We start from the raw sequence: 25882 nt of genomic DNA on the forward strand, positions 1-25882 counted from the left end.
CCATATGGAAAATAAAGCGGTCATCGCCATCGACCTGGGAGGTACCCGTATCAAGCTGGGACTGGTCAGAGCGGGCAGCGTTCTGCTGACGGACCGGATGGACTCGCAATCGGGGCAGGGGCTGCAAACCCGGCTGCCGCAGATCAAGGCAACACTAGATAAAATGCTGGAAACCGCCGGTTTATCAGTGTCCGATCTGGTCGGCATGGGCGTAGCGGTACCGGGCATTGTTGATCCGATTCAAAAACGCGTCTTATCCATCAACGACAAATACAGCGATGCCCCCCAACTCGATCTATCGGGCTGGGCCAGGGAGACCTGGGGCATACCTCTTTATCTGGAAAACGATACCCGGGCAGCCCTGCTGGGCGAATGGCAGTACGGCAGCGGACAGGGCTACGATAACGTAGTACTGATGACACTCGGTACTGGGGTTGGCACATCGGCGGTAATTGAAGGCCGCCTGTTACGGGGTAAACACTTTCAGGCGGGCATTTTGGGTGGGCACTTCGTTCAGAACACCCAGGGGAACCGCTGCAACTGCGGTGCGATTGGCTGCGCGGAGGCTGAAGCGTCAACCTGGAGTTTGGGCCAGCGGGCAACTACGCACAAAACCTACGCACAAAGTCTGCTTTGCCAGTATGACACCGTCGATTTCGAGGCCATTTTCCGCTGTGCCGCCCAAGGCGATGCGCTGGCAACTACCTTGCGGAACGAAAGTATTGATGTATGGGCGACCTGCGCCTACAATCTGGTGCAGGCTTACGACCCGGAAGTACTCATTCTGGGCGGAGGGGTGATGGCCAGCCGCGATGCCATTATTCCTCCAATTCAACACCGCCTGAACCAAAATTCTTGGGCTACGTGGGGCAACGTGGCCGTTGTACCTGGCTTATTAACTGATTCGGCAGCTTTGTTAGGAGCCGCTCATTTAGCATACAACCGTGAATTATGAACGTTTTAACACCATCGACTTTTGACAAACTCCCGGCTATACGTATAGCCGGGGAAACGTGTACTACGGGTTGGGAAGCCATTGTCGCTACCCTACAGGACAGAGTTAAGTCTCTAGGTCAGGCCAAAACTATTGTGGCAGTAGACACCTATCTGGGTGTCTACACTGATGAAGTTATCGCTGGCCTAGGGTCATTATCGGATCGGTTAACAGTCGTTGAAACCGGGCAGGCCCTGCGCAGTCAAGGCGAGATTAACACGCTAGTCAACGACTTTGTAACGGACGATCCGGTATTCGGCTACGTATGCCCTTTTGAACTGACCAGCTTTTACGACGAAGACAAATTGGCGATCTGCCAGCAAACCATTCAGGCCGTTACAGACGGCGTGGTGCTGGTTATTGGCATCGGGGCTGCGCTGTTCGTTGATCAGCCCGACCTACTGCTATATGCCGATATGCCCCGGTGGGAAATTCAACTTCGGTTCCGCAAAAACCGGGTGAGTAATCTGGGGGCTCAAAACCAGGACGCGGGGTTTGCTTACCAGTATAAGCGAGCATTCTACGTGGACTGGAAGGTGCTGGATCGACACAAAAAGCAATACATGGAGCGCTGGGATTACGTAGTGGACACGACGCAGGAAGAAACGCCCAAGCTCATCAGCGGAACGGCTCTGCGCAACGCCATGGCGCTCACCGTTCAGCGGCCCTTCCGGGTTGTCCCGTTCTTCGATCCCGGTCCGTGGGGTGGACAATGGTTAAAGGAAGTATGCGACTTAGACCGTTCGGCCGTTAACTACGCCTGGGGGTTTGATTGCGTACCCGAAGAAAACAGTTTGCTGTACAACTTCGATGGCGAAACGTTTGAGATTCCTTCCATCGATGTGGTTTTCTCGCATCCGCTGGAGCTGCTGGGTGAGCAAGTCTTTGCCGCATTTGGCGCTGAGTTTCCCATCCGGTTTGATTTTCTGGATACCATCGAGGGCGGCAACTTGAGTTTGCAGGTCCATCCCTTACACGAGTACATGCGGGAGAAGTTTGGCATGCCCTACACCCAGAATGAAAGCTACTATTTTCTGGAAGCGAAAGGGGATGCCTGCGTATATCTGGGTTTGAAAGAAAACATCAACCCCGCCGAGATGATCAGTGATCTGGAGAAAGCGCAGGAAAGTGAGGTTGATTTCGACGCCGAACGATACGTTGAAAAATGGCCGATCAAAAAGCACGACCACGCGTTGATTCCCGCCGGAACGGTTCACTGCTCGGGGGCCAACAGCGTTGTGCTTGAGATCAGCGCGACGCCCTTCAACTTCACCTTCAAGCTGTGGGACTGGGGCCGAACGGGATTAGACGGCAAGCCCCGGCCCATCTCTCTCGAACATGGAAAGAATAACATCCAATGGGACCGGACGACGCAGTGGACGAAGGATAACCTGCTCAATCAAATCCAGGAGATTGGCCGCGGGGACGGCTGGCGGGAAGAGCGTACGGGCCTCGACGAAGATTCGTTCATAGAAACCCGTCGTCACTGGTTTTCAACGGAGGTTTCCCATCATACAAACGGCGTTGTCAACGTGATCAACCTGATTGAAGGTGATGAGGCTACGATCGAAAGCCCGTCAGGTGCGTTCGAGCCCTTCGTCGTTCATTACGCTGAGACGTTCATCGTACCGGCCGCAGTAGGGGCCTACACGATAAAACCGTCCGGACCAAGCGAGGGGCAGGAAATAGGCACCTTAAAAGCCTCTATCCGAACCGATAAACTGAACGACTATCTATTTAAATAATTGAGTCAAACAGCAGCTAAAGGAAAATGGGGTTCAAGTAAGAACCTCATTTCTTTATTATACTATACCGAATTAGGCATGGCCCCCTGATACCAAGGGATTAGATGCAGATAACTCTTATATTAGTAGACAGACCTTTATGTATTGTTCCTTTCCAGCTTTTATGTGGATATTAACGCGGGGAGTCAGTCTGCGGGTTCTTGTCCAAAGTTTGCTGGCGGGTTAGGCTGAGCAGGCAATAGATTAGCTGTTGCTTAAAAAGCGTTGCATATGGAGTGGTTGAGCCAATCATAAATGGACGTTTTTATAAACTGTGATAGGGTGTAGAGATGAATGACACCGCCTAATAATTGTCAACTTCATTACCTAACATACGCCCTGACCCGTCCTGTATCCACTTGCTTTGTAAGGCAACTGCGGGCGGCTTCTTTTACGTTCGATTTGTCATCAAATTTGCCGACAACTTCAATACCTAGTGCTCTTCCAATTTAATCCTTACAGTAATCCAGTCTGTTAGCCGGGTTCACCTGCTCATACCATCGGTTGAGTTTATCCTCGGCATTGGCTATCGTGAAACTCCAATGCACCTTGACGACCCGTTGGTTGCGTTCGGTGGCCCATAGGTCTACCTGACGACCCAACTCCTCCAGACTACCGATGCGTCGGTTAAGGCATTGGCGGGCCAGCGCGGAGAACTCAATCTCGGCAGCGTTCAGCCAAGAGCCATGCTTAGGTGTATAATGAAAGACCAGTTTACGGCTTAAAACACGGGCCTGAGCCAGGGGCAGATACTCGTAGAAAGAGCCATACTTGTGCGTGTTCAGATTGTCCTGAACCAGATCAATAATCTCAATATCAGCATAGTATGTAGTTATGATGTGGTGCATAAACTCAGCATAGTCCGCTTTTGTCCGTTGCTTTCGGGTCTGGGTGTAGCGGATACCTTTGTCCAGATCGTAAGCCAGCAGTACCACCCCCGTCCCTTGCCGGACGTACTCATTGTCTTCTTTGGCCACTTTACCAGGCCTGACCAAAAGCGGAGCTACAACATCGTCCAGCAATTGACAGGGACGTTCATCAAAGCAGATTCGCGCCCGGGTCGGCAAGGCTTCACGGCTATAAAGGGCCAAAACGTTCTCCATTTTGGCCAGATATTCTCCGTCTACCTGTCCAATACACCATTGCTTTTTGAGCCACGGTTTAAGCATGCTTTTTTTAGGGCCAACCGTACCGATTCGTCATCAAGGTGAATGTCAAGTTTGACTAACCGCTCATTAATCAGGGCCACGGTCCAGCAAGTACGGCCATCGGGGGCTTGGCTACAGGCGATTTGGGTAATCTGAGCTTCCACTTGTGGCGTTACTTTGCGGGGTTGACCAGGGCGGACCTTTTCAGCAATGGCTCGTTGAAGCCCTTCTTGTCGGTAACGTTTCTTCAGCTTAAAGATAGTCGCTACACTGATGTCGAGCGATTCGCTGATTTGATCAGGATGTTTGCCCTGATGCAGAAACTGCAAAGCTCGGGCTCGGGTTAGTTTGCGGGCGGAGTCTTTTCCAGTCCGGACTAACTGCTTCAAAATGGTTAAATCCCCGTCTGTTAAGACGAATGGTGTTGCGATACGGCTCATACCGCAAACTAACCATTTAGCTAAGTACTAAGTTGGAAGAGTACTAGGTACTCTTTCACTACATCTAGAAGCCCCTGAAAATTAACATCCATGTTTATACATCCCCGAATTCCCATGTAAGCAATTTTACGTTTGCCGCCTAGCAAACGTACCATTTCCTTGCCCTGCATGTGACCAATCTCGTACCAGTCAGTGCCAAGAAACGCGCGCTAAATCGAATTCGAAATACCGGGGTCGTAGACAACTGTTGGGACACCCTGATGTAGTACTGGTCGATGAGCCGACTCACGGTATGGACGTGGGGGCTAAGGCTGAAGTGTATGCAATGTTGCGTCAGTTGGCCCCCGAAGGGAAAGCTATCTTATCAATTTCGAGTGAGCTTCTCGAACTCATGGCCTTGTCGGACCGCATTCTGGTGATGTGCGAAGGGCAGTTGACTGGCGAGATAAGCGGAGACAAAGCCACCGAAGAACAACTCATGGAGTTAGCGACTGCCTGAATGTCGTCAACCAATATAGCTGTAATCGATCATTAACGTTACCTATACTGATTAGGGCATCACCGTCTTTCCCATGCAGCGAGACAATTGTTTTTGCTTCTTGATCAGCCTGTAAGCCCGATTCTTTACGTACCTTGAAATTCCCATTCCCATCGCCCATTAAAAGAGTTCCTGTTGATGCATCATACCAGCCACTAATGGTTTCCGATGCATAGGAATTGCCAATGAGTAAGGCATCTTTATACCCATCCCCATTAAAATCATTGACCAGAATCCCACTGACCGGAGCAAATTGAGTTTCCTGCGGTAATGGATGCGGCTTGAAGTCATTACCAACATTTTCAAAGTACATCGTTCGCAACTGAGTCGCTTTGAGATGGTATGCCATTTTAAGCTCCTCCTCGGTAAAGGACTCTTCGAACGTAGCATTCGCATACGTTTTGAAGTTTGGGAAACGACGTTTCATTGAAGGAATTTGAGTCGTCAGTAAATCGCGGGTTTGACGTATCCATTTCTGCCCATCATTGAAATACGTTATAATGGGGTGGATACGACCATTTTTATCAAAATCAGCCGCAAATAGTTCTACCGGCTGGTTAGGCGACGCTTTATATTTGGTATTAAGACCGAGATTTCCAGCCATCAAATCCATATCACCATCGTTATCGAAATCGGCCGCCACCAGCGTATTCCACCAGCCTTCCGAATGAGCGAACGAATGAATGGTTGAACGACTGAATCGTTTACCCGTATTTTTTAGAATGGAAATAGGCATCCATTCGCCACACAGGATTAAGTCCTGTAAATCATCGTTATCGAAATCGGCCCAGACAGCAGACGTAACTAAGCCAATAGTCTGAAGTTCTGGGGCTAGCTGCGCTGTTACGTCGAGAAATTTTCCGTGGTCATTTTGTAGCAAAAAGCTTTTAGTAGGCATCGGGTATTGCCCCACAGTTAGCCGACTTCCTCGAAATAAGTCGAGGTCACCATCGTGGTCAAAGTCACAGGCGGTTACGCATGAACCACTTATGTTCATGGGTGGCAATTCTTGATGGGATAGACTTAAATTTCCTTTCCCGTCATTGATGTAAAGGCGATCCTGATAAGCATTCGACGGGCCGTTTGCGTGACTGCCACCACTGACCACGTACAAATCCTGATCACCGTCCTGGTCGGCGTCGAAAAACAAAGCGCCAGTATCTTCCTGATTCGCATTTTTCGAAATCTCGCTTTTCTTGAACCGACCGTTCGACTGCTGGAAATAAAGGTAACTTTTCTGACCAAAATCCGATCCCACGTATAGGTCCTCCAGGCCATTACCATCCACATCAGCTACCGCCATCGGTGGGCCATTCTGCGAATGTTTATGCGGCAACAAAGGCGTCTGCGCAAAGTCGTTGAATTCGCTTTCAATATGAACATAATCTAAGCCCAACTCATCGGCTGACACTTCCTGAAAATAAGGGGGCGTCGTAGCACTACGTTGTTTGTACGTTCCTATCGGCTCGTAGGCAATACGCAACAACTGATTAGGTTTCACATTACGTAGCATCTGATACGTACCATCATTCCAGATAACTTCCACCGAATCAATAACAGATGTAGCGCCCAGCCCAAAATGAAGATAGGGCTCTACCGACGATACATACCCCCGCGTCGGATTGAACTCGGCTGTCTGCGTGTGATTCCTGTGGAAAACAGTTACACGGGTGCCCTGTGCTGGATTTCGTTCAAAGCTGAAACGAACCCAGCAATTACTTTGCTCCCTGCTATTCACCTCATCCCTGGCCCGCGCTCCCTGCTCGGTGCCGTTTTCATACACAAACGCTTCATCATCAATAGCGTTAAGGACTAAATCAAGATCACCATCGTTATCTAAATCAGCGTAAGCGGCCCCGTTTGAGTAATTTGGCGCGTCAAACCCCCATTTCTCCGATACATCTTCAAAGGTTAAACTCCCCTCTGCACCGCGGTTCCGGTAGCAGAAATCGGCCAGTTTTACCTCTGGAAGTTCCAGCAGCTTTTTATAGGCTTTTTTATTTTTCTCCTGTTCATCGCCAAAGCCACCGGCATGCAAGTCCGCCAGATAAGCCGTAAAATCCAGATTTGTTACGTCGCGACGGTACCCATTAGTTATCAGCAAATCGCGGTATCCATCATTATCAAAATCCGCAAACAGCGGAGCCCAACTCCAATCCGTTTTATCAACCCCCGCCAGTTGGGAAATTTCGGAAAATGCGCTCCTGACTCCCTGCCCAACGCCCAACTGCAACGTATTGCGCATGTACTGCGGCTGGTAGCCCATTTGCAAGTCCATGCGGAAGCGGTCGTAATTATAGCCGGGCAGCATCATTTTCTGCCGCTGATTGGTGTTAGGCAACATATCAACGACCATAATTTCGGGCAGCAGGTCGTTGTTGATATCAGCAATATCAACCCCCATCGCATTGTGCGTCTGGTGCTTAAGATACTCAGCCGCCCGGTTTGTGAACGTACCATCTTGGTTATTCACCCACACCATATCGTTCGACAGAAAATCATTGGCGCAATACACATCTTCCCAGCCATCGCCATTCAGATCCGCAATGGCAATGCCTAGTCCGTATCCTTCCGTCAGAATACCAGCCTCGCGGGTAACGTTGGTGAAATGTGGAGTTGGGCATGGGGCAGAGGGCATAGGGTTATCAGCTCCATATTTTATACCCTTTGCCCCTTGCCCCCCGCTCCCTGCCCCCCGCGCATTATTCCGATACAGCCGATCATTGCTGGCCGCTTCGCCGTTTACCATTTTCGGACGTAGCGCGTTGCGGTTGTAGCGATCGAGGGCGTTGGTCAGCACGTAAGCATCCAGGTCTCCGTCGTGATCGTAATCGAAAAACGCAGTTTGGGTGCTGTAGCCCATGTCGTTCAGACCATACTCGCGGGCTAGCTCCTGAAATCGAACCGGATCGCCCTTTTTCTTTGTCTGGTTGATAAACAGCAGATTGGCACGCTTGGTCGTATCTTTATCGTAACCGGCTACGCTCACGTAAATGTCCTGCCACCCATCCTGATTCAAGTCCGCAACCGTAACGCCTGTGCACCAGGCATGCGTGGTTATCCCCGCCGATTCTGTTACGTCCTCGAAGTGAAGTGGTGACTCGGCGGTCTTGCCTTTGCTCAGATACAGACGGGAAGACACCTGATTTCCCGTAAAAAAAATATCCTGCCACCCATCGTTGTTGAAGTCGCCGATGCCAACTCCCCCGCCGTTATAGAGGTATTCAAATCGTAGAATATTGACCGAATCCGATTCCCGAATACGGTTATTGAACGTAATACCGGTCTGCGACGAGGGTAGCCGCCGGAACAGTTTTGGAGTCGATGGTTTATGCCAAACGGCCCAGGCCAGCGAAGCCGCTACTGGAATCAGAAGCAAAAAAAGTCGTTGCATGATAAGTCAGACGAAGGGGTTTACAACGAACCACGGTCGATAAACTGCATCGGAATTCGGACGGTCTGTTTCTGGTTGTGCGAAATGATATTCGCCAGATTTCGCCCAATCGTCTCTACGTCGGTTTTGATGACCGAGATCCCTCCGCCCAGCACTGCTTTATAACTGGCGTCGTTGAACGATGCGATCCCCACGTCTTGCCCCAGTTTTAATCCCTTCCTACTGGCGTCCTGAATGGTCGTTATTAAATCGTCATTATCCACGAGCAGGTAAGCCGAATCCCGTTGCAAAGGAGCCTCCCGAACATCATCCAGCACCTGACCATCTATCTTATGGGTTTCCGTAAATTCAAGAAATGCACTGTACCAATCAGCGGGAACGTACTCGTTGTTGGTCGTGACGAAATTCAGCGTGTGGTATTTCCGGAACGCAGCGGCATTCGCTTCCAGAATGGTCCGAAAATGCTCGCCACAACCGAAACGTACTGACGCACAATTTCGCGGAGCCGTTGCACCATCCAGAAAAATGAGTCGGTCTGATGGAATTTTCTTCAGCAGGTCAGTCAGATCGCAGAGTTCGCCCAAATGGTGCGGCATCAGTACAAAATAATGATAGTTACCCGCCTGTTTTTCCAGTCCATCCAGCAAGTAATCGCGCTGGTATTCATAGGCATAAATATCGACTTTATATGATTTGCCTAGTTGTTCGCTTACGGCCTTAAAAATAGCCCGGTTGGTTTCGCTGATAGCCCCTGTCAGGAACAGTACTCGTTTGACAATCTTGCCATGTGAGATGAAAAATCCCTTACGATATAAGGACGTAATGTGGCCGCTTTTGAGCAGGTTGCAATACGCTTTTTCGACCGTAGCGCGCGCTAAATAATATTCGGCACTGGTTTCATTTATGGAAGGTAATCGGTCGCCGGGTTTGAAAATTCCCGCTTCAATCTGGGCAATAACGCCGTTGACAATTTGCTGAAATTTGGGCGTTTTTCCGTTTTCGTCAATCCGCAAAAAGGACTCGTGTCGAATAGCAGTTCCCCCAATCATACTCGTTTCGGTTAGTGATTCATTACATCCAGCCGATACCCAAGACCAGCAGTAACATGATCAGTACGATAATCAGCGCTTCGAACAGGTAGCTTTGTTTGTCCTGCACAGTTTCGATAGCTTGCTTAAGCTTACTGCCATAATGCTGAATCAGTCGGGTAAAAAACATAGGCTGATGCCGAAACGAAAGTAGGTCGATGAGCAAATATGGACTTGGATAATTTGCGCAAAAACTTGGACGTTGTTTGCAAAACTGGGCTTAAAATGATCAGTTTATGAAAACAGCCCAGATACAACGTGTCTGAGCTGTCGATTGTTAACCTGGCCTATGCCAATTTATCCTCTCTTGTTATGGTAGTAAATAGAAGGGGGTACCTTATCAATCAGTGCCACCTTAGTATCCCGGATTCTGCTTGACATTCGGGTTCAGATTTGTCTCAATGTCAGGAATCGGGTAATACAGATTCTTTTGCACGTTGAACGATACATCGTTACGGACCGAACTCCAGTTCCAGGAGGCTAAATCTATTTTACCAGCCAAGTGCCAACGGCGCAAATCGAGCCAACGCCAGCCTTCTTCACCGGCCAACTCACGGAAACGTTCGCTCATAATCCAGTCGAAAATTTTGGCTTTGTCGGTTTCAGTAGCCGCAAAATTAGCGGGCGACGTACCCCCTTTCACCATCTCCCGAGCGCGGGTACGTACCTGGTTGATCAGGCCAATCGCTTCAGCTGGCGAACCGCCTGATTCCAGGATGGCTTCAGCTTTTAGTAACAATACGTCGGCGTAACGGAGGATGCGCGCGTTATTGACCGATGCAACACCCGATTGGGATTTCTGGTCGCCGGTATGCCAGTACTTGTAAAAACTTAGTGTTTTGGGGTCTACCGTCGACACGATACGGGGGTCACCCGCGTCAAAAGCCTGCACTAACTTCTGGGTGGCAATATATGGTGCCTGGCCGCCTAATTGAGAGATATTTTCGTACCAACCCCAGAATGCCGATGTAGAACCAACGCCGTTCCGCTGAAAATCATTGGCCAGCCAGACGTTGTCAAAATCGGGTTGGGAAGCCTGAAACTCAAACAGCGATTCGACATTATTCTCTGTTTTGACGTCGAAGTTATCGTTAAAATTCGGCACCAGACTGACGCCCGACAGTTTGTTAAACGCTGCAATGGCGGCCGTAAAATCAGCCGCTGCTTTCTTGGCTGACCCTCTAAAAACAAGTGCTTTACCTAATAGCCCGTTAGCCGAATTGCTGGTCACCCGCCCTCGATTGGCCGCATCCCAGGTGGTAGGTAGTAGCGTAGCCGCTTCGGTCAGATCTTTAATGGCCTGATCGAGCAGTTCGGTATCTTTCGAGCTGGGTGGGGTGATTTTATCGGGTGTTTGAATCCGTTCAGTAATCAATGGTGACGTACCGTAGTAATTCCAAAGCAGAAAATTGGCGTAGCCACGCAGGAAGAGCGATTCGCCCCGGAGCCCGTTTTTCAGATTGGCCGTTTTGATAATCTCTTTTTCGGCATCTAGTTTTTGCAAGGCTGTATTCGCTCGGCTAATTAGCTGGTAAGTAATGCGATAGAATGCCTGATTCTGTCCCGTTGATGGCTGCAACGTACCGAATATTTCAAACGCATACGTACCCGTCGACGTAATGTCATCGCCCGGCAACTGCCAGAAGCCATGAATCGGGCTGTTGGCATTAAACCAGTAGTAATCAGTTAGTTTCGCATAAATACCCAGCACCGACTTGTTGAAGTCAGCCTCTTCGGTGAAATACGATGCTTCGGTCGGCGAGAGCGGTTGCAGGTCCAGATTTTTCTCGCTGCAACTCGCGTAAAATAGCGTCGTAAACACGACGGTCAGGACAACGATTATCGAATATTTTTTCATGTTCAGATATTAGAAAGTAGCCGTAATGCCCAGGGTGATCGAACGTACCGGCGGAATCAGATCGCCCCCACCCCGGTCAACATCCTCAGGATCAAGACCCGTCCACGGCGTGATGACAAACAGGTTTGTGGCCCCTACGTAAGCCCGTAGTCCATTCACGAAGCCAAGTGAGCGGGTCAGCGAAGCGGGTAGCGAGTAGCCTAGCTGTACATTTTTCAGGCGCAAAAAAGCCGCGCTTTCGACAAAACGGTCGGAGAATCGGTTGTTCCCGGCTGGGTCGGAACGAACGGCGCGGGGAATCGTCGTCGATGGATTTTGTGGCGTCCAGCGGTTCAGGGTGGTGGTCCATTGGTTGGTACCTGCCCCGCTCATGTTTTCACCCGCAGCCCGCCAGCTATTATATCGATACATGTCGCCGACGCCCTGAAAGAAAATGGACAGGTCAAATCCTTTGAAACTGCCACCTAGGCTAAATCCGTAATAGTAACCCGGAATGCTGCTACCCAGGAAGGTCCGGTCGTTGGTGTTTATTTTGCCGTCGGGTGATTCCGAGCGAATCTGTCCGGCATCTTTCGGATCGCCGTATACGTCCTGAAAATACATATCGCCCGGTGCAAAATTGTTGTTGTTAACGGCGTCCGAATACTTCGCTTTCCAGGCATCGATTTCGGCCTGATTCTGAAAAATTCCGCCTTTCTTATAGCCCCACAGGTAATTTATCGGCTGGCCCACTTCGATACGTCCGTATTCGTTGCCAAAAGGCAGGTTCTGGAACGTCGATTCAACCCGATTTTTCACCGTCGTCAGGTTTCCAGAAAGGTTATACCGGAAATCGTTGCCAACCGAGCCATTGTAGCCAATCTGGAACTCCATCCCGCTGTTACGTACTGATGCAATGTTCAGAATTGGCTGGTTCTGGTTACCTACGCTAGCGGCCAGGTTCGCAGCCTGCAAGATGCCGGAAGTCAGGCGGTTATAGTATTCAACCGTAGCCGTTAGTTTCCCTTTCAGGAACGATCCGTCAAAACCCAGACTCGTCGTTTTACCGATCTCCCAGGTCAAATCCTGCACCGGAAAATCAGGCAGTGACGTACCATTTAGCAACGTACCAATCCCGTTTCCGGCACCTGAACCCAGGGCATAATCAGGCGCGTCGGAGATGAGCGAGAGGTAGGCAAAGGACCGGGTTTCCTGGTTCCCCAGCTTACCCCAGCCCCCGCGAATTTTCAGGTCGTCGATGAACGTAGCGCTTTTCATAAACGGCTCCGCGCTGATCCGCCAGGCCAGCGAGATCGCCGGGAACGTCCCCCATTTATAACCCGGCGCAAACCGCGACGCTCCATCCCGACGTACCGTTGCATCGACGTAGTACCGACTGGCGTAGTTATAACTCACCCTGCCCAGATACCCCTGCAACGCGTTGACATCGCGAAACGAGCTGACATTAGTGTAAGGCTGCACGTTGGTCAGGCTACGGAACTCCGGCTGCGCATACTGAATCTGCGACGCGCCACCCTGCAAAAATTCGTAGGTGTATTTCTGGTCCATCGCGTTGAGCAACACGTCGACATTATGATCACCAAACGCTTTCGTGTAATTTATAGTGAACTCTTTAACAATGTTTGCGTTGCGCGAATGCCGCTCACCATAGGTTCCTTTCGACGTACCATCGCCCACTGTATAGGGATTTCCTGGGTTTTGCAGAAACAGGTAATTGTTAACGGAGGTCCATTCGTTACGTCGGTTATAATACCAGTCGACGCTCAATGTCCCTTTGAGTTTTAACCCCAATACCGGCTCAACCTGCATAAAGGCGGTTCCGATATTTCGCAGCAGCGTATAGGTTCTGTCGGACGTAGCGACCATGCCATAGAGGTTGTTGTTCGTTTCTGGTCCCCACAGCAACGTAGTCGCATCGACAACGTAAGGTGGAATCGAAGGCAGATACTGCGGACGCGACGTAACGGGTGTTCCTAGTTCGGGGTTCGGCTTAAAGGTCAGCTCTACTGACGGCGCGTAACCCAGCGGCCCATTGGGATCGTAAATCGGCTGCCAGGGCGACGTATCTGCCGCGTACTGCAACGCACTTGGCGTATTGTCGACCGCTTCCGAATAAGCCAGCCGATATGTTAACCCAGCCGACAGGTATTTCGATACTTTCGTATCAACGTTTGTCGCCAGCGAATACCGCTTTAAACTGTTCTGAATCAGCGGCCCTTCGGTATTTGTGTAACCCGCCGACACGTAGTACCGCGTCGCATCGTTCCCGCCCGAAATACGAAGGCTATAATCTGTATTCGGTGCGTTTCGATTCAATAACGGCGTTTGCCAGTCGGTGGTGGGTTTGTTGCCTAGGTAAGCCGCGTTGGCAGGATCGAATTGAACAGGTAAGTTCTTGGCTTCGTTGGGGTTATTGGCGTAGGCTTCGCGGTAAAGTGCCACAAATTGCGCCACATCGAGCATGCTCAGTTTCTTTGTGACGTTTTGAATGCTGTGTGAAACCGATACGTCGACTTTGGGGGTACCACGAACGCCTTTCTTGGTGGTAATCAGCACCACACCATTCGCAGCCCGTACCCCATAGATAGCCGCTGCCGACGCATCTTTCAGCACGGACATGGACTCAATATCGTTCGGGTTAATCATCGACAATACGTTCACATTCCCCCGGATGTCGCGCGTAACCGAGCCACTGGCATTGTCGGTTCCAGAACCATATTCCGTCAGCGGAATTCCATCCACTACATAAAGTGGCTCAGCATTTCCGAACGTACTAACGCCCCGGATACGTACCTGCGGGCGCGCCAATGGGCTTCCCCCCGGCGTCGATACAAACACGCCCGCCATCCGCCCCTGCATAGCCAGTTCGGGTGCCTGTGCCACGCTCTTGCTGATTTCTTTGGAGGATACTGTTGAAATGGCTCCCGTCAAATCTTTCTTCTCCCGCGAACCGTACCCAATGACTACAACTTCGCTCAGCGACCCTTCTTCCGCATTTAACGAAACGGTATAATCATTGGCAGTCGTAATCGGAACTTCTTTCTTGATGTATCCGACAAAGGAGATCACAAATTGTTGCGCCGAGTTAGGTACCGACAGGCTGAAATTACCATTCGCATCGCTGGTGGTGCCCTGTATCGAACCGGCGATCACAATGTTGGCACCCGGCAATGGCGTGTTGTTGCCCGCGTCGAGTACCTTCCCTTTTATGGTCCGGGTTTGTGCGTAGGTGCTACTGAATAAGAGCAGCAAGATCACTACCATTACCAGATTTCTGGAAACAGAGTAAGGTTGATTCATACGTATCGTTAGAATAAAATGTGGCTTTCTGTTGCGAAAATTGGTATCATTAAAAGATACCTTTGTCCTATTCTGTCATAGGTATGGCCATGCTGAGGTTGCATTACATTGTTCTGCTTTTAAGCTTTCAAGCCTATAGCCAGGTCTCATTTGAACATCTGACTACGGCTGATGGACTGTCGCAGAGTACGGTTTGGGCTATTGTGCAGGATAAGAAGGGGTTTATCTGGATGGCTACGTCCGATGGACTCAACCGGTACGACGGGTATAGTTTCAAGATTTTTCGTCGGCAGCCGGGACTAAAAAATAGCTTACCCATCAGCAACATCGCAGCGATTTACGCCGATCAGCAAAACACGATTTGGGTAGGTCCACGTAACAACGGCCTGTGTCGGCTACGTTCTGACGGCGAAACCTTTGACCATTTTTCACTGCTGGTATCTGGGGAAAATGAAAGCCAGGTGAGTATTTCCTGTTTTGCTGAAGCCAATAATCGACTCTGGATTGGTACGGCAGAAAAGGGATTGTTCTATTACGATTATACTACACAAAAAGTTAACCGCTATGCTGATAGCCGAATCGGTACGTCGGTGACGGCTTTGTATCGAGATGAAGCCGGACAATTGTGGATTGGTACAAGTCAGGGAACGTTGCTTGCAGTTACACCTGAAACGGGGGGAGTGCATTCGTATTCGCTACCAATTGCAGCCGACATAGCAGCTCATCACCGCTCCATTAGTGTTATCAAACAAGACCATCTGGGGCGATATTGGGTGGGTACACTCGGGCGTGGATTATTTCAGTTTGAACCTGAATCAAAGCAATTTCGACAGGAATTTATCAAGCCCGGCGTGTATGAAACGGTCAATTTGATTACGGACATTATCGACGATAAAGCGGGCAATCTGTGGGTGCTGACTGACTACGGCGCCTGGTTCTATCCGCAAGGCAGCTCCGACAAGAAAATGTATCTGCTACCAAACAGCGAGGATAGCCATAGCCTGAGTACCCACGCTTTAAAACGCGGTCTCTGCGATGCTGACGGCAATCTCTGGATTGGCTCGTGGCAGGGGGGTATCAACATTCGCTACGCCCAGCCCGAACGGTTCAGTTCGTTTCGGCATGAGCCTCACAATCCACAGAGTTTACTGGCCGACCGGGTCACGGCTGTTACGTATGACGGGCTAGGTAATCTGTGGGCAAGTTCCATCAAAGGTCTGACGGCTATTTCTCTTGACCGACAGCAATTCCGTCGATTTACGTCGGCCAACTCGCCGTTGATGGCGAACGACATAAACGTATTGTTTCGCAGCCAAACGGGCAACGTCTTGATTAGTACCTGGACGGCCGGATTCTCGCTTTATAATCCTCACCAGAACCGGTTTACGCCGTTTCTGTTACCGGGAAAAAGTAAGTCGGTGAAGGCGTTTGCACCTTCTCAATCAGGACGTATCTGGGTTGGAAGTCATGAACGGGAACTGTTTCTATTCGATGAAAAAACCAGTCAGTTAAAGCCCGTTATGACTGGCGCATTAACGCGAATGTTTCAAAAATTCGACCTCAACGTACTGCTCGAAGATGCGTCAGGAAATCTGTGGATCGGTACATATAATTCAGGACTGCTACGTTGGAATCGGAAAACGGGGCAGATTCGCCATTTTTCCAGCAATGATAACCCAGGCGGTCTAGGCAGCAACAGCATTACAGTTCTTTATGAAGACAAACAAAAACGGCTCTGGATTGGCACCAACGGCAATGGCCTTCAGTTGTTCGATGCTCGCACTGAAACATTTCAATCGTGGACAACTAAAGACGGATTAGCGAATAATTTCATCGCTAGTATTATTGAAGATGAACAGCGTAACCTCTGGCTATCGACTAACGGGGGGATTTCATGTTTTAACCCGACGACGCATTCCATCGAAAATTATGACCAGAGTGACGGACTTATCGGTAAAGAGTTTCTGCCCGATGCCTGCACTCGGCTCCCGTCTGGCGAGTTGGCGTTTGGAAATATGCAGGGGTTAGTTGTTTTTGACCCAAAGCGTGTGCGGTCGAAAACAACACCACCAGACGTGTATCTGTCGGATTTAAAGCTTTTTAATCGGCATACCGACCCAGCCGATAGCGATGCGCCGACGCATCTGGATATGACCGACGTAACGAGAATGGTTTTTCAACCGTTTCAGTCGGTTTTTACTATTGATTTTACGGCCTTGTCGTTTCTGCCGCACCGCAACATCCGGTACGCGTATAAACTGCTAGGTTTCGACAATGACTGGAACTACGTTGGTTCACAACGGTCGGCTACGTATACCAACCTGCGCGAAGGAGATTATCAGTTTCTAATTAAAGCGGCTATTGGAAACAGTGCATGGAGTCAGCCGAAAGCGGTCCCAATAACTGTTTTACCACATTGGTACCGGACGTGGTGGGCGTATCTGCTGTATGGATTACTGTTTGTGAGCGCCTTGCTGACATTCCGCCGAATTGTAAAAATTCGGGAGCAGTTGAAAGCGGATATACGTATCAAGCAACTCGAAGCCGAATCCATCAAGGCGCTCGACGACGCAAAAACCAGTTTCTTTACCAACATTTCGCATGAATTTCGAACGCCTCTAACACTGATTCTGACGCCTTTAGATAAACTCGTTTCAGAACCAAGCTTCAGCGACCGGCTTCAGCACCAGTTCCAAACCATTCAACGTAACGCTCAGCGATTACTACGTCTGATTAACCAATTGCTGGATTTATCGAAGTTAGAAAGCCAGAGTCTGGTACCCGACATTAGCCGTAACGACATTGTTTCGTTTGTCGAACATATCGTTCATTATTTTGATGAATTGGCTGAAAGTAAGCGCATTACGCTATTATTTCGAAGTAATTTCGATGCATTTGATGGCTTTTTCGACGCTGATATTGTCGAGAAAGTTATTTACAATCTGCTATCGAACGCATTCAAGTTTACCCCACAAGGTGGAGAAATACGGGTTAATCTGACGCTAATTCCGGTCGAGAAAAGCTTACGTATTACGGCAACGGATACCGGAATTGGTATCTCGCCGGAAGCGCTGGCGCATATTTTTGAGCGGTTTTATCAGGTGGCCGAACAGCATATGCAAAAGAAATCGGGTAGTGGTATTGGGCTGGCCCTCACCCGTGAACTGGTTGAATTACACAGGGGAAGTATAACCGTCGAAAGCACTGAAAACGTGGGCACAACATTCACCGTTACGTTACCGCTCGATGCACAGGCATTTCCACCGGAATGGCTATCGCAACCATCTGATTTGCCCCCGGAATCGGTTCTGCCATTGCTCCCCATTACGTTGCCCGAGCAGGTTACTACATTACCTTCCAAAACGTTACCGATTCTGCTGGTGGTTGAAGACAATGAAGAACTTCGGCAATACCTGAAGGAAAGCTTTTTAGGAACGTATCATGTACTGACCGCATCCAGCGGCCAGCAGGCGATTTCGCTGGCGCAGAAGCACATTCCCGATCTGATTCTATCGGACTGGCTCATGCCCGTCCAGACTGGGCCCGAAATGGATGGAACGGAACTTTGTCAGGCCATCCGTTCCAACGAAAAAACGAGTCATATACCGTTTCTATTACTGACATCGCGGGCGGCTAATCAGAGTCAGATTATGGCTTTCGGAACTGGTATCGACGATTACATGACCAAGCCCTTCAACCTGTCGATTCTGGAAACAAAAATCAAAAGCCTGATTCAGAATCGTCAGTTACTCCGTTCGATCTGGCAGAAAAAAATCTTAGCATCGCCTTCCGATGTTCAGCTGCCACCGATGGAAGAACTGTTCGTCCAAAAAGCCATTTTCATCATCGAAGCCCACATCGACGACGCCCATTTCGACGTTGAGCAACTGGAAGTAGCGATGAACATGAGCCGAATGCAGCTTTATCGGAAACTAAAAAGTATCCTCAACCTGTCGGGCGCGGAGTTCATCCGGCAAGTGCGCCTGAAACGGGCGGTTCAGTTGCTGGAAAGCGGTCACTACAACGTATCGGAAGTAGCCTGGCAAGTCGGTTTCAACGACCCGGCTTATTTCAGTCGCTGCTTCAAAAAAGAATTTGGTAAAGCCCCGCAAGAGTTTCTGGCAAAGGCATGAGAAGACCTCTTAAAGGGCTAAAATTGCTGCAAAAAGTCAGTGGCTTTTAGTACAGGAATCGTTTCAAAGGGATGCAAAACCAATAAATCTTCATCACCACTGATAATGCAGGAAGCTTGAGCGGCTAAGGCAAGAGCCAGATATTTGTCGTCTTTGGGGTCGCGACAAGCTATCACAGTTTCAGTTACCTGAATTTCATGAAATCGGCCTAAAAATCGGTCTGCAATTTCTTCCCGTACTGCCAGACTGAAATACTTATCAAATTTACTCCTGAACAAGACATCGAGAAACTCGAGCCACGTTTCATTTGAATAGACAATTACTCCTATTATATCAGCTTTTTTCAACGCCTGAGCATTGGTTGATAATGGGGATAAAGCCGCGCTAATCAGGGCATTGGCGTCAAAAACAAACTTACTTTTCATCTAGAATTTCCGCCAGTATCTCGTCAGAAAATCCTTTTCCTTCCGCTTCGGTGCGTATCTTTTCCAGAAATGGCCAGAGATCGTCTTCCTGCTTGTCTAATAAATCGCTTAGAAGCTGGTTAAATTTTTCAGAGATACATTGTCGAACTTGCGGATTGCTATAACGCCATTTGCGGGCCGTATCGTTGGCCACCTCAAGAATTATCCGGTCCATAGTCGTATTTTTGATCTAGATCAAAAATACGACTAAATGTAGAGAATACGTACTGAACGTCTACGATTCGAATCACTTCAGCATTGACAAATACGCCACCAAATCAACCAGTTCCTGTTTTGATAATACTTCTCCAAAAGACGGCATCATCGATTGAGGTGCTTTGACTTTCGATTGGATATCCGCTTTACGTAGCGTCTGTTTAACGCCACTCGGCAATTTCAGAACTACCTCATCATTCGACTCACTGCCCAACAATCCCATTAACTGACCACCGTCACGCGTGTGAATCTGATACGTTTCGTAGCCGTAATTAATGCCTTCGTCGGGATAAAGAATGGCGCGAAATAAGCCTTCTTTAGAGAGTTTCGCGCCAATTTTCGACAGTTCAGGGCCGAACAATGCGCCTGTTTGCTGCACCCGATGGCAGGGCTGGCAGTTTTGCGCAAAAATTATTTTCCCCTTACTGGCAACGCCGTTTTCGTGAACAAGCAAATAGACAGGTGGCAGTGGCTCGCCGTTTTTACCGGCAGGTTTGGGCAGATAGTCAGCTGCTTCGCGTTTAATTTCGTTTCGAAAAGCGCCGAATAATACGCTGCTGGCGGTCGGTTTCAGCATGTCGGGAAACGATTTTTTCTTCACTTCATCCAGCAAAGCGCGTTCACCAACCCAACTGCTACCCAGCAAGCGGGTCGCGGTTTTGCGCAATTCAACTGGTCGTGATTCATCCAGCATAACACCACTCAGTAACGTCAAGGCGTCTGGGCTTCCGCTGCCTTTAAGCGCCGTCATAATAGCTTCAGCCGTTGCCTCGTCGCGCAGATTTTGTCGAATAAAATCTTTCTCACCGAATTTCCACAGCAACTGCATGGCTTCGACACCAACTTGCTGAGTAGCACAGCAACGTACCAGATTGAGCAGTTGATCGCGCTTATCGGTCAGGTGAAATTTCTCGACCAGACGAACGTAGCTTTCAGTTTGGCCAGCCGTAGCCAGCGCCGTTTCGAGTGCCCGATTCAGCGTTTCGTTACGTGTTACGTTGCTTCCGTCCATGTGTTCCAGCGCCAGTCGCTGAATGTCAGGGCGCGAATCATTTAGCAACGATAATAATACGTCGTTTTTACCCGCCGATGGGTGAAAATCGAAAGCACGGAAATAACGTAGCGTTTCGGATACATTGGGCGTTTGCCGGATAAGCTGCTCCAACAACGGCAAGGCTTTCGCCGAACGAATCCGCCAGGCAATATCGCGGCCAGCCGGTGTGTTCCAGTTTGCACCAACTTTCCGTTTCCAGGTGTCAAAACAGGCATCGGCGTTTAAATCGGAGCCGATGCCGAGGGCTTCCAGGTACCAGCGATCTTTGCCCGTGTGCTGCATGGCCAGCGTTACCCACGATTCAGCCGCTCCGGGTGTTTTGAGAAAACGTAGTGCAATCGCCCACTCTCGACGAACTTCGGGAGCCGGGTCATTCGCTAACGTAGCACATAAAGCAAATGGAAAAGTTTCCTGCTGACGGGCCGTTCGCAAAGCCGTAATACGTATGTCAGGATTGGGATCTTGAATTGCTTGTTTTAGATAAGAATCGCCTGTTGATGGTAATTGTGTCAGTAACCACAATGCCCGCGCTCGCCAGCCTAGATTTGCGGATTGATACAGTCTTTGCAAACTGCTTTCAGCCTTGCTACCCATTTTTTGCAGACTTGCCCAGGCTTTCCGACGGGCAGCCCAGTTCGGGCTTTTCAGTGCTTCGGTAGCAGCTTCGGGCGTATCGAAGCGAAGTTTTGGAGCGTGATACGTGGCTTTACCCCCGTAACTTACCCGGTAGATTCGGCCTTTATTCGCATCGGCGGCAGTTCCTCCACCGATGCCGGGGTCGTACCAGTCGGCCACCATAATCGAACCATCGGGAGCCACACTCACATCGACCGGTCGGAACCACTGCTGGCTGCTTTTTAATACGTTTCGAGTGTTTGCTTTGTAGCCAGCGCCAAGTTTCTGCGTTGTGTATGAGCGTACTACGTTGAACAGCGCTTCGGCATGGAGCAGTTGATTTTGATAGAGAGCCGGAAATTGATTACCCTCGTACACACACAAACCCGCTGGCGAACCGGCTCCGGTAATCAGCATGGTTGGTATGACGCCGGGGTCGTTCTGATGCCAGTGCCGTTCGGGGATGGTTTTCTCCAAGTTAGTACGCGACGTGGTCCAGGCAGCTCCAGTCATTTCGTCGGCAAAACCATAGTTGCCGTATTCCATGACGTAGTCAATCCGAACGGATTGGTTGCCGTCGTCGTCATTATCCGACACCCAAAGATTGCCGAACGAATCCAGCGTCGGTTCGTAATGGTTTCGGAAATTGTGGGCAATGGTTTCTAGACGGCTACCATCGGGGTTACAGCGCAGAATCAGACCGTTACGATACGGATTTCCTTTGCCATGCACGGAATTGCCGGCTACATCTAGCACAGATTTGCCATGCTTGTCGCGCACTTCGCCCCCATTATTTCCCATCGAAAAATAGAGTTTGCCGTCGGGTCCCCAGAAAGGTGCGTGGATGCCATGATCGCGGGCTCCGAATCCCGAAAACAACGTATCGACGCGGTCGGCATGGTCGTCGTGATTAGTGTCGAACAACATCAATAGATACGGAGCCTGCGCCAGAAACACGCGATCTTCGGCCAGCAGTAAGCCCATCGGCGCTTTCATGCCGGGATGTTCGAAGAAAACGGTACGTTTATCGGCCCGACCGTCGCCGTTTACATCTTCTAGAATAACGACCTTGTCTCCTTTCTGGTCGAATTCAGCGGGGGCTACGTCGTAGTTATGTGATTCCGTCACCCAAACGCGCCCGCGCTCATCCACGTCCATATTGGTTGGATTCGTCACCAGCGGTTCGGCCGCAAATTGCTGAACCATAAACCCGTTAGGCACTTGCATCGTTGCCAGAGCCGCCCGCGGATTGTGTGGATCAGGCAATACACCAATGAATCCCAACGTAACGGCTACGATAACACCCAGTACTATTTTTCTCTTCATACGCCCTCTTTCGCCAGCCTATCGGTGGATGCTTCATTCTTTAACATGACAAACTAGTTTCTTCACTTCAATATTACTTCGCCCGTTTGTGCATCTAAAAGTAAAGTTGAGCCGCGCTCCAGGGGAATCATTACCGACTTTCCACTTTTCAGACGTAGCGTTCGCATGCCGCCATCTTTGGTATGCAGTAATAGCAAGCCAGAATTTGCGTATGTAAAATCGTTACGTTCGTTGTAAATATGGCAACCCGCCTGCCGGAAGATCTCCCGAAAACCTTCCGTTCCGTTAAGGGGTAGTCCACAGAAAATCGACGTAAAATCCTTTGATTTTTTGCGAGCTACTATAACCTGTTTGCTTGTCTGCAACTCGGCCAGCGGCTCAGCACCTTTATCGTTCACAGCTACGAGCGGCTCCACCGGACCGCTGAATTTATAGTCGTAGGCCGGTTTTAGAAACGCTACGTTCGGCGTTTGTTTGCCGTCGATACGTTCCAGGTTCATGCCCGTCAGCGATTTTACGAAAGTTAAATCGAGTCGTTCACCGTTGGTGTAGCCCGTCAGGTAATTCCAGACGATGGTACGCCCGTTCTTCGCTACGTTGTTCTGAATGAATGTTCGCTGCGCATCCGTCAGCTTATAGACGTTCATGAAAACCACGGCTTTGTACTGGGCCAGCTTGACCCGTTTCAGATCGAAATCGTAAATATGGTCGCCAACCGCGCCGGAACGCATGGCCTGCTCAATGGAGTGATCCAGTACGTTGACCGTGATGGGCAACGGCGCCGATTTCAGGTAATAAAATACATCCTGACTCCAGACGTACAGCACATCAGCTTCAGAATGATAGGGAACAGCAAGTCGCTTTTCGAACAGTTCTTTTTCGGACTTCATCGCAGCCAGATACTTCGGATCATCCCACCAGCCAAAGCCTTTCTGCGGACCAAAATCATAGAACCAGAAGCCAATGCCGCGCATGAGGGGCAGCAAGGCACAACGCTTCATGATGCTAGCATACGTCGTGTCGTAGCGTGAAGTATAGCGGATGTTCTCATAATCACTCTTGTACAAGTAGCCGTTGTCGATTTCGTCGAACCAGAGTTTACTGTGCAGCAAAGTCGATTCGATAATGCCGCGCGAATTGCCGGAACCACCCGCTTTTCGGCTGTCGGGCCAATATGTTTGCGGGGCGGATAAATAGTCGATATAGGGGCTATCCAGAATTTGCTGGATAAACAGGTGGCCGCCAACGGTTTGGCGATTGAACGTCATGTGCAGGTAACCATAGAAAATGCCTGTAACTAACGGTCGGGGCCAGTTTTCTTTCGCTAATCGGCAAAAATAGATGGCATCGTCGGCGACGACCTGCTGCTGGGCGGTGAAGTAATCGATGGTACGTTGTTCCTGAGCGGGGTCTTTGAAAAAGCCGTCCTGTGTTTTGAGCCGTTCTGTTACGTTGGGTACCGTCGCATTCTCGAACGTAACGCTTGGTAATTGCCAGGCTTTCCGTAGCGTCGATTCCGTTTTGTACTTGGATTTAAGCCAGTTGCGTAAGTAGTTCGTCATGGCGGTACCTGCATCGGGATCATGTTCGATGAAGCCCCAATAATGCCATTCGCCGTAAATGCCCCCTGCTACGTGCATGCCAATCAGCGAATTGCCTTCTGGCGTTTTTGACAGTTTCTGACACAGTTCAACCAGTTTCTGACCGGATTCCTGCCGCCAGCGCGTTGATGCCAGACTGGCTCGTAAAGCCGCATGAATGTCGTGTTCCTCGTTATGATGCGGGGGGCCTGCCAGGAGGGTTGTATCAACAGGCGTGTCGGCGTATTGCGTGCATTCTTCCGGGTGCGCCTTATTCCACCAGAAGGGCGCGTTTATGTGGATACGTAGTACAACACTAGCCTCGGGGCATTGGTCGAGTACACCCCGAATTTGTCGCTGCGCCTTTCCAATATCGAGCGTATCAGCGTTTTTATACCAGATGTCCTCAAACCACAAATCGACCTGAAATAGCCGGAAGCCAATCTGACAGAAGTTGTTCAGGTTTCGGGCAGGCACTTCCTCCCACGACCAACGCCCGCCGTATGCATGGGTGAGTGCGTAAAACGTAGGCGTTTGTGCTTTCCCGTTTACAAACAGCGTCGGCCGACCGTTAAATGGCTTTACCTCAGCTGATTTAATCGACTGGGCGTTTAGGCTTAAACTGAGTAAGCAGAGTAAAACTGACAAATAAATTTTCATTCCTGATAAAGCATGATGAGGGCGCTAAACATCTATTCATTTAATTGACGGAAACGAGCTTCTAAATTTGCTAGTAGTTCTTTTGTCATGCTCCCTTCCTCAGCATGACAAAAGTCAGTGCATAAAGTATTACAGCTGATCAATTGGTTGTCATTTAGTTTTGGTTTTGAACCAATCCATCGACTGCTCCTGATACTCGCCGAGGTAACTGTGTTCAACGCCTTCGATTTCTTTCCACCACAGTTTTACCCCTGCCTTCAGAAAATCATCTTTGAGTTTCCGATTCTCTACATTCAGCCATTCCTTTTCGCCCCAGACCATCCAGACTGGTATATCTTTAAATTTTGCAGCGTCATCATAGGTAACGTTTTTGCCGAGTGCGGCTGAATATAGCCCGACGGCAGCCCAGCGTTTCATCGTTTTCTGAGCGATGCGGAACGTACCACCGCCCCCCATCGAGAAACCATAGAGATACTGTCGTTTGGGATCGGTCTTAAACTGGTTATCAAAGTCCTGTAAACATTCAAAAATGTCGGTTTCGGCGATGTCGCGATAGCCTTTGTCGCCCCGGCCCCAGGGCAAAATCATGAACCCTTCCCGGCGACTCATCTGGGCGGTAGCGCCCGCAGGTTTTGGCTGTAGATAGTCGTAAAGCATGTGCCAGGGCGGGTTGTTCGTGCCGCTACCACTGCCATGCAGTTCTACATAAAACGGAAAATCGGTTTTTGTAGAGGTAAAGCCTTTCGGCAGAAACAACCAGTAATAGCTGTTTTTGCCGTCAGCCTTTGATTTGAAAGCCACAATGAGAGGCCGAGTTCCCTGAAGATACGTTTCCCATTCGGCGCCTTCGCCCTGAAAAAAGGCCAGTGTTCCCGTGGCTGCCTTAACGTGCTTATCGTCAGGACGCAGCCCATGCGTCGAATCCAGGCTCATTAGTATAACCGTTTCGAAGTGGCGTTTCAGGAGTGGATTTTTCTCGTTGGCGGCCAACGTGTGTAGATGAGCAACCAGTTGCTGAATCTCTTCTCGCTTACTGGCTAAAGGGAGTTTTGGTGGTTCGCTCGAAGTAGCCGATTGCGCGTAGTTTGTGAGGCACGTAACAATGAGAGCTACTAGCAGTGCGTAATTTCTATAGGTAAAAGCGATCGTATCCATCCGATTTAGGTGATTCATGTTGCAAACAACGCGTCCTGTAGGGCATACTTATCCTGCTTTATCCTGACTGTCGACAAAGCAGGACAATGACCTGATGGTAATCGTCTTTCTTGCAGCCAATTCATTTATAGTCCA

The 25882-nt window shown here is 49.7% G+C and carries 16 protein-coding genes; 4 read left to right on the plus strand and 12 right to left on the minus strand.

Annotated features, from left to right (window positions below):
- Nucleotides 1–4 precede the first annotated feature (4 nt).
- Both ACYVBJ_RS15470 and ACYVBJ_RS15475 read left to right on the plus strand, forming a co-directional pair.
- Nucleotides 5–955 (plus strand): ROK family protein, encoded by a 951-nt coding sequence (locus ACYVBJ_RS15470; protein ID WP_460983211.1) that lies wholly within the window; start codon nt 5–7, stop codon nt 953–955.
- Nucleotides 952–2739 (plus strand): class I mannose-6-phosphate isomerase, encoded by a 1788-nt coding sequence (locus ACYVBJ_RS15475; protein ID WP_460983212.1) that lies wholly within the window; start codon nt 952–954, stop codon nt 2737–2739. Before ACYVBJ_RS15470 ends, ACYVBJ_RS15475 begins: the two co-directional genes overlap by 4 nt.
- Nucleotides 2740–3227: 488 nt before the next feature.
- Here the strand turns inward: ACYVBJ_RS15475 and ACYVBJ_RS15480 are convergent, their stop codons facing one another.
- The gene (locus ACYVBJ_RS15480) at nt 3228–3947 is read right to left on the minus strand and encodes an IS630 family transposase (protein ID WP_460983213.1); all 720 of its coding nucleotides are present in this window, start codon (nt 3945–3947) and stop codon (nt 3228–3230) included.
- Nucleotides 3902–4366 (minus strand): helix-turn-helix domain-containing protein, encoded by a 465-nt coding sequence (locus tag ACYVBJ_RS15485; protein ID WP_460983214.1) that lies wholly within the window; start codon nt 4364–4366, stop codon nt 3902–3904. The genes ACYVBJ_RS15480 and ACYVBJ_RS15485 overlap by 46 nt, the downstream gene beginning before the upstream one ends.
- Before the next feature lie 247 nt (nt 4367–4613).
- Here ACYVBJ_RS15485 and ACYVBJ_RS15490 point away from each other — a divergent pair, with 247 nt between their 5' ends.
- Nucleotides 4614–4865: a hypothetical protein gene (locus ACYVBJ_RS15490; RefSeq protein WP_460983215.1), complete on the plus strand. Its 252-nt coding sequence runs from the start codon at nt 4614–4616 to the stop codon at nt 4863–4865.
- On the opposite strand, the gene ACYVBJ_RS15495 is transcribed toward ACYVBJ_RS15490, so the two are convergent.
- From ACYVBJ_RS15495 to ACYVBJ_RS15515, 5 genes are all read right to left on the minus strand, one after another.
- Nucleotides 4843–8298 carry a VCBS repeat-containing protein gene (locus tag ACYVBJ_RS15495; protein ID WP_460983216.1) on the minus strand — a complete coding sequence of 1152 codons (3456 nt, stop codon included), beginning with the start codon at nt 8296–8298 and terminating at the stop codon, nt 4843–4845. The two genes, ACYVBJ_RS15490 and ACYVBJ_RS15495, sit on opposite strands and share 23 nt — an antisense overlap.
- 20 nt (nt 8299–8318) lie before the next feature.
- The gene (locus ACYVBJ_RS15500; protein ID WP_460983217.1) at nt 8319–9347 is read right to left on the minus strand and encodes a GntR family transcriptional regulator; all 1029 of its coding nucleotides are present in this window, start codon (nt 9345–9347) and stop codon (nt 8319–8321) included.
- Between the two features lie 22 nt (nt 9348–9369).
- The gene (locus tag ACYVBJ_RS15505) at nt 9370–9516 is read right to left on the minus strand and encodes a hypothetical protein (RefSeq protein WP_460983218.1); all 147 of its coding nucleotides are present in this window, start codon (nt 9514–9516) and stop codon (nt 9370–9372) included.
- A 225-nt stretch (nt 9517–9741) separates the two neighbouring features.
- The gene (locus ACYVBJ_RS15510; RefSeq protein WP_460983219.1) at nt 9742–11244 is read right to left on the minus strand and encodes a RagB/SusD family nutrient uptake outer membrane protein; all 1503 of its coding nucleotides are present in this window, start codon (nt 11242–11244) and stop codon (nt 9742–9744) included.
- 9 nt (nt 11245–11253) lie between these two features.
- On the minus strand, nt 11254–14544 hold the full coding sequence (locus ACYVBJ_RS15515) for a SusC/RagA family TonB-linked outer membrane protein (protein WP_460983220.1): 3291 nt from the start codon (nt 14542–14544) through the stop codon (nt 11254–11256).
- Nucleotides 14545–14606: 62 nt separating this feature from the next.
- Here ACYVBJ_RS15515 and ACYVBJ_RS15520 point away from each other — a divergent pair, with 62 nt between their 5' ends.
- Nucleotides 14607–18677, plus strand: a complete 4071-nt coding sequence (locus ACYVBJ_RS15520; RefSeq protein WP_460983221.1) for a two-component regulator propeller domain-containing protein — start codon at nt 14607–14609, stop codon at nt 18675–18677.
- A gap of 17 nt (nt 18678–18694) precedes the next feature.
- Here the strand turns inward: ACYVBJ_RS15520 and ACYVBJ_RS15525 are convergent, their stop codons facing one another.
- From ACYVBJ_RS15525 to ACYVBJ_RS15545, 5 genes are all read right to left on the minus strand, one after another.
- Entirely contained in the window at nt 18695–19102 is a 408-nt protein-coding gene (locus ACYVBJ_RS15525) for a putative toxin-antitoxin system toxin component, PIN family (RefSeq protein ID WP_460983222.1), read from the minus strand.
- Nucleotides 19092–19316 (minus strand): hypothetical protein, encoded by a 225-nt coding sequence (locus tag ACYVBJ_RS15530; protein ID WP_460983223.1) that lies wholly within the window; start codon nt 19314–19316, stop codon nt 19092–19094. Before ACYVBJ_RS15530 ends, ACYVBJ_RS15525 begins: the two co-directional genes overlap by 11 nt.
- A 72-nt stretch (nt 19317–19388) precedes the next feature.
- Nucleotides 19389–22352, minus strand: a complete 2964-nt coding sequence (locus ACYVBJ_RS15535) for a PVC-type heme-binding CxxCH protein (protein WP_460983224.1) — start codon at nt 22350–22352, stop codon at nt 19389–19391.
- 62 nt (nt 22353–22414) lie between these two features.
- Nucleotides 22415–24592 carry a hypothetical protein gene (locus ACYVBJ_RS15540; RefSeq protein WP_460983225.1) on the minus strand — a complete coding sequence of 726 codons (2178 nt, stop codon included), beginning with the start codon at nt 24590–24592 and terminating at the stop codon, nt 22415–22417.
- Nucleotides 24593–24742: 150 nt separating this feature from the next.
- On the minus strand, nt 24743–25765 hold the full coding sequence (locus tag ACYVBJ_RS15545) for a hypothetical protein (RefSeq protein WP_460983226.1): 1023 nt from the start codon (nt 25763–25765) through the stop codon (nt 24743–24745).
- Nucleotides 25766–25882: the final 117 nt, after the last annotated feature.

It is taken from the genome of Spirosoma fluminis (assembly GCF_054778895.1).

Bases quoted from the DNA above. Each gene is read 5' to 3' on its own strand.
- ACYVBJ_RS15470 (WP_460983211.1), top strand. From the start codon at position 5: ATGGAAAATAAAGCGGTCATCGCCATCGACCTGGGAGGTACCCGTATC.
- ACYVBJ_RS15475 (WP_460983212.1), top strand. From the start codon at position 952: ATGAACGTTTTAACACCATCGACTTTTGACAAACTCCCGGCTATACGT.
- ACYVBJ_RS15480 (WP_460983213.1), bottom strand. From the start codon at position 3,947: ATGCTTAAACCGTGGCTCAAAAAGCAATGGTGTATTGGACAGGTAGAC.
- ACYVBJ_RS15485 (WP_460983214.1), bottom strand. From the start codon at position 4,366: ATGAGCCGTATCGCAACACCATTCGTCTTAACAGACGGGGATTTAACC.
- ACYVBJ_RS15495 (WP_460983216.1), bottom strand. From the start codon at position 8,298: ATGCAACGACTTTTTTTGCTTCTGATTCCAGTAGCGGCTTCGCTGGCC.
- ACYVBJ_RS15500 (WP_460983217.1), bottom strand. From the start codon at position 9,347: ATGATTGGGGGAACTGCTATTCGACACGAGTCCTTTTTGCGGATTGAC.
- ACYVBJ_RS15505 (WP_460983218.1), bottom strand. From the start codon at position 9,516: ATGTTTTTTACCCGACTGATTCAGCATTATGGCAGTAAGCTTAAGCAA.
- ACYVBJ_RS15510 (WP_460983219.1), bottom strand. From the start codon at position 11,244: ATGAAAAAATATTCGATAATCGTTGTCCTGACCGTCGTGTTTACGACG.
- ACYVBJ_RS15515 (WP_460983220.1), bottom strand. From the start codon at position 14,544: ATGAATCAACCTTACTCTGTTTCCAGAAATCTGGTAATGGTAGTGATC.
- ACYVBJ_RS15525 (WP_460983222.1), bottom strand. From the start codon at position 19,102: ATGAAAAGTAAGTTTGTTTTTGACGCCAATGCCCTGATTAGCGCGGCT.
- ACYVBJ_RS15530 (WP_460983223.1), bottom strand. From the start codon at position 19,316: ATGGACCGGATAATTCTTGAGGTGGCCAACGATACGGCCCGCAAATGG.
- ACYVBJ_RS15535 (WP_460983224.1), bottom strand. From the start codon at position 22,352: ATGAAGAGAAAAATAGTACTGGGTGTTATCGTAGCCGTTACGTTGGGA.
- ACYVBJ_RS15540 (WP_460983225.1), bottom strand. From the start codon at position 24,592: ATGAAAATTTATTTGTCAGTTTTACTCTGCTTACTCAGTTTAAGCCTA.
- ACYVBJ_RS15545 (WP_460983226.1), bottom strand. From the start codon at position 25,765: ATGAATCACCTAAATCGGATGGATACGATCGCTTTTACCTATAGAAAT.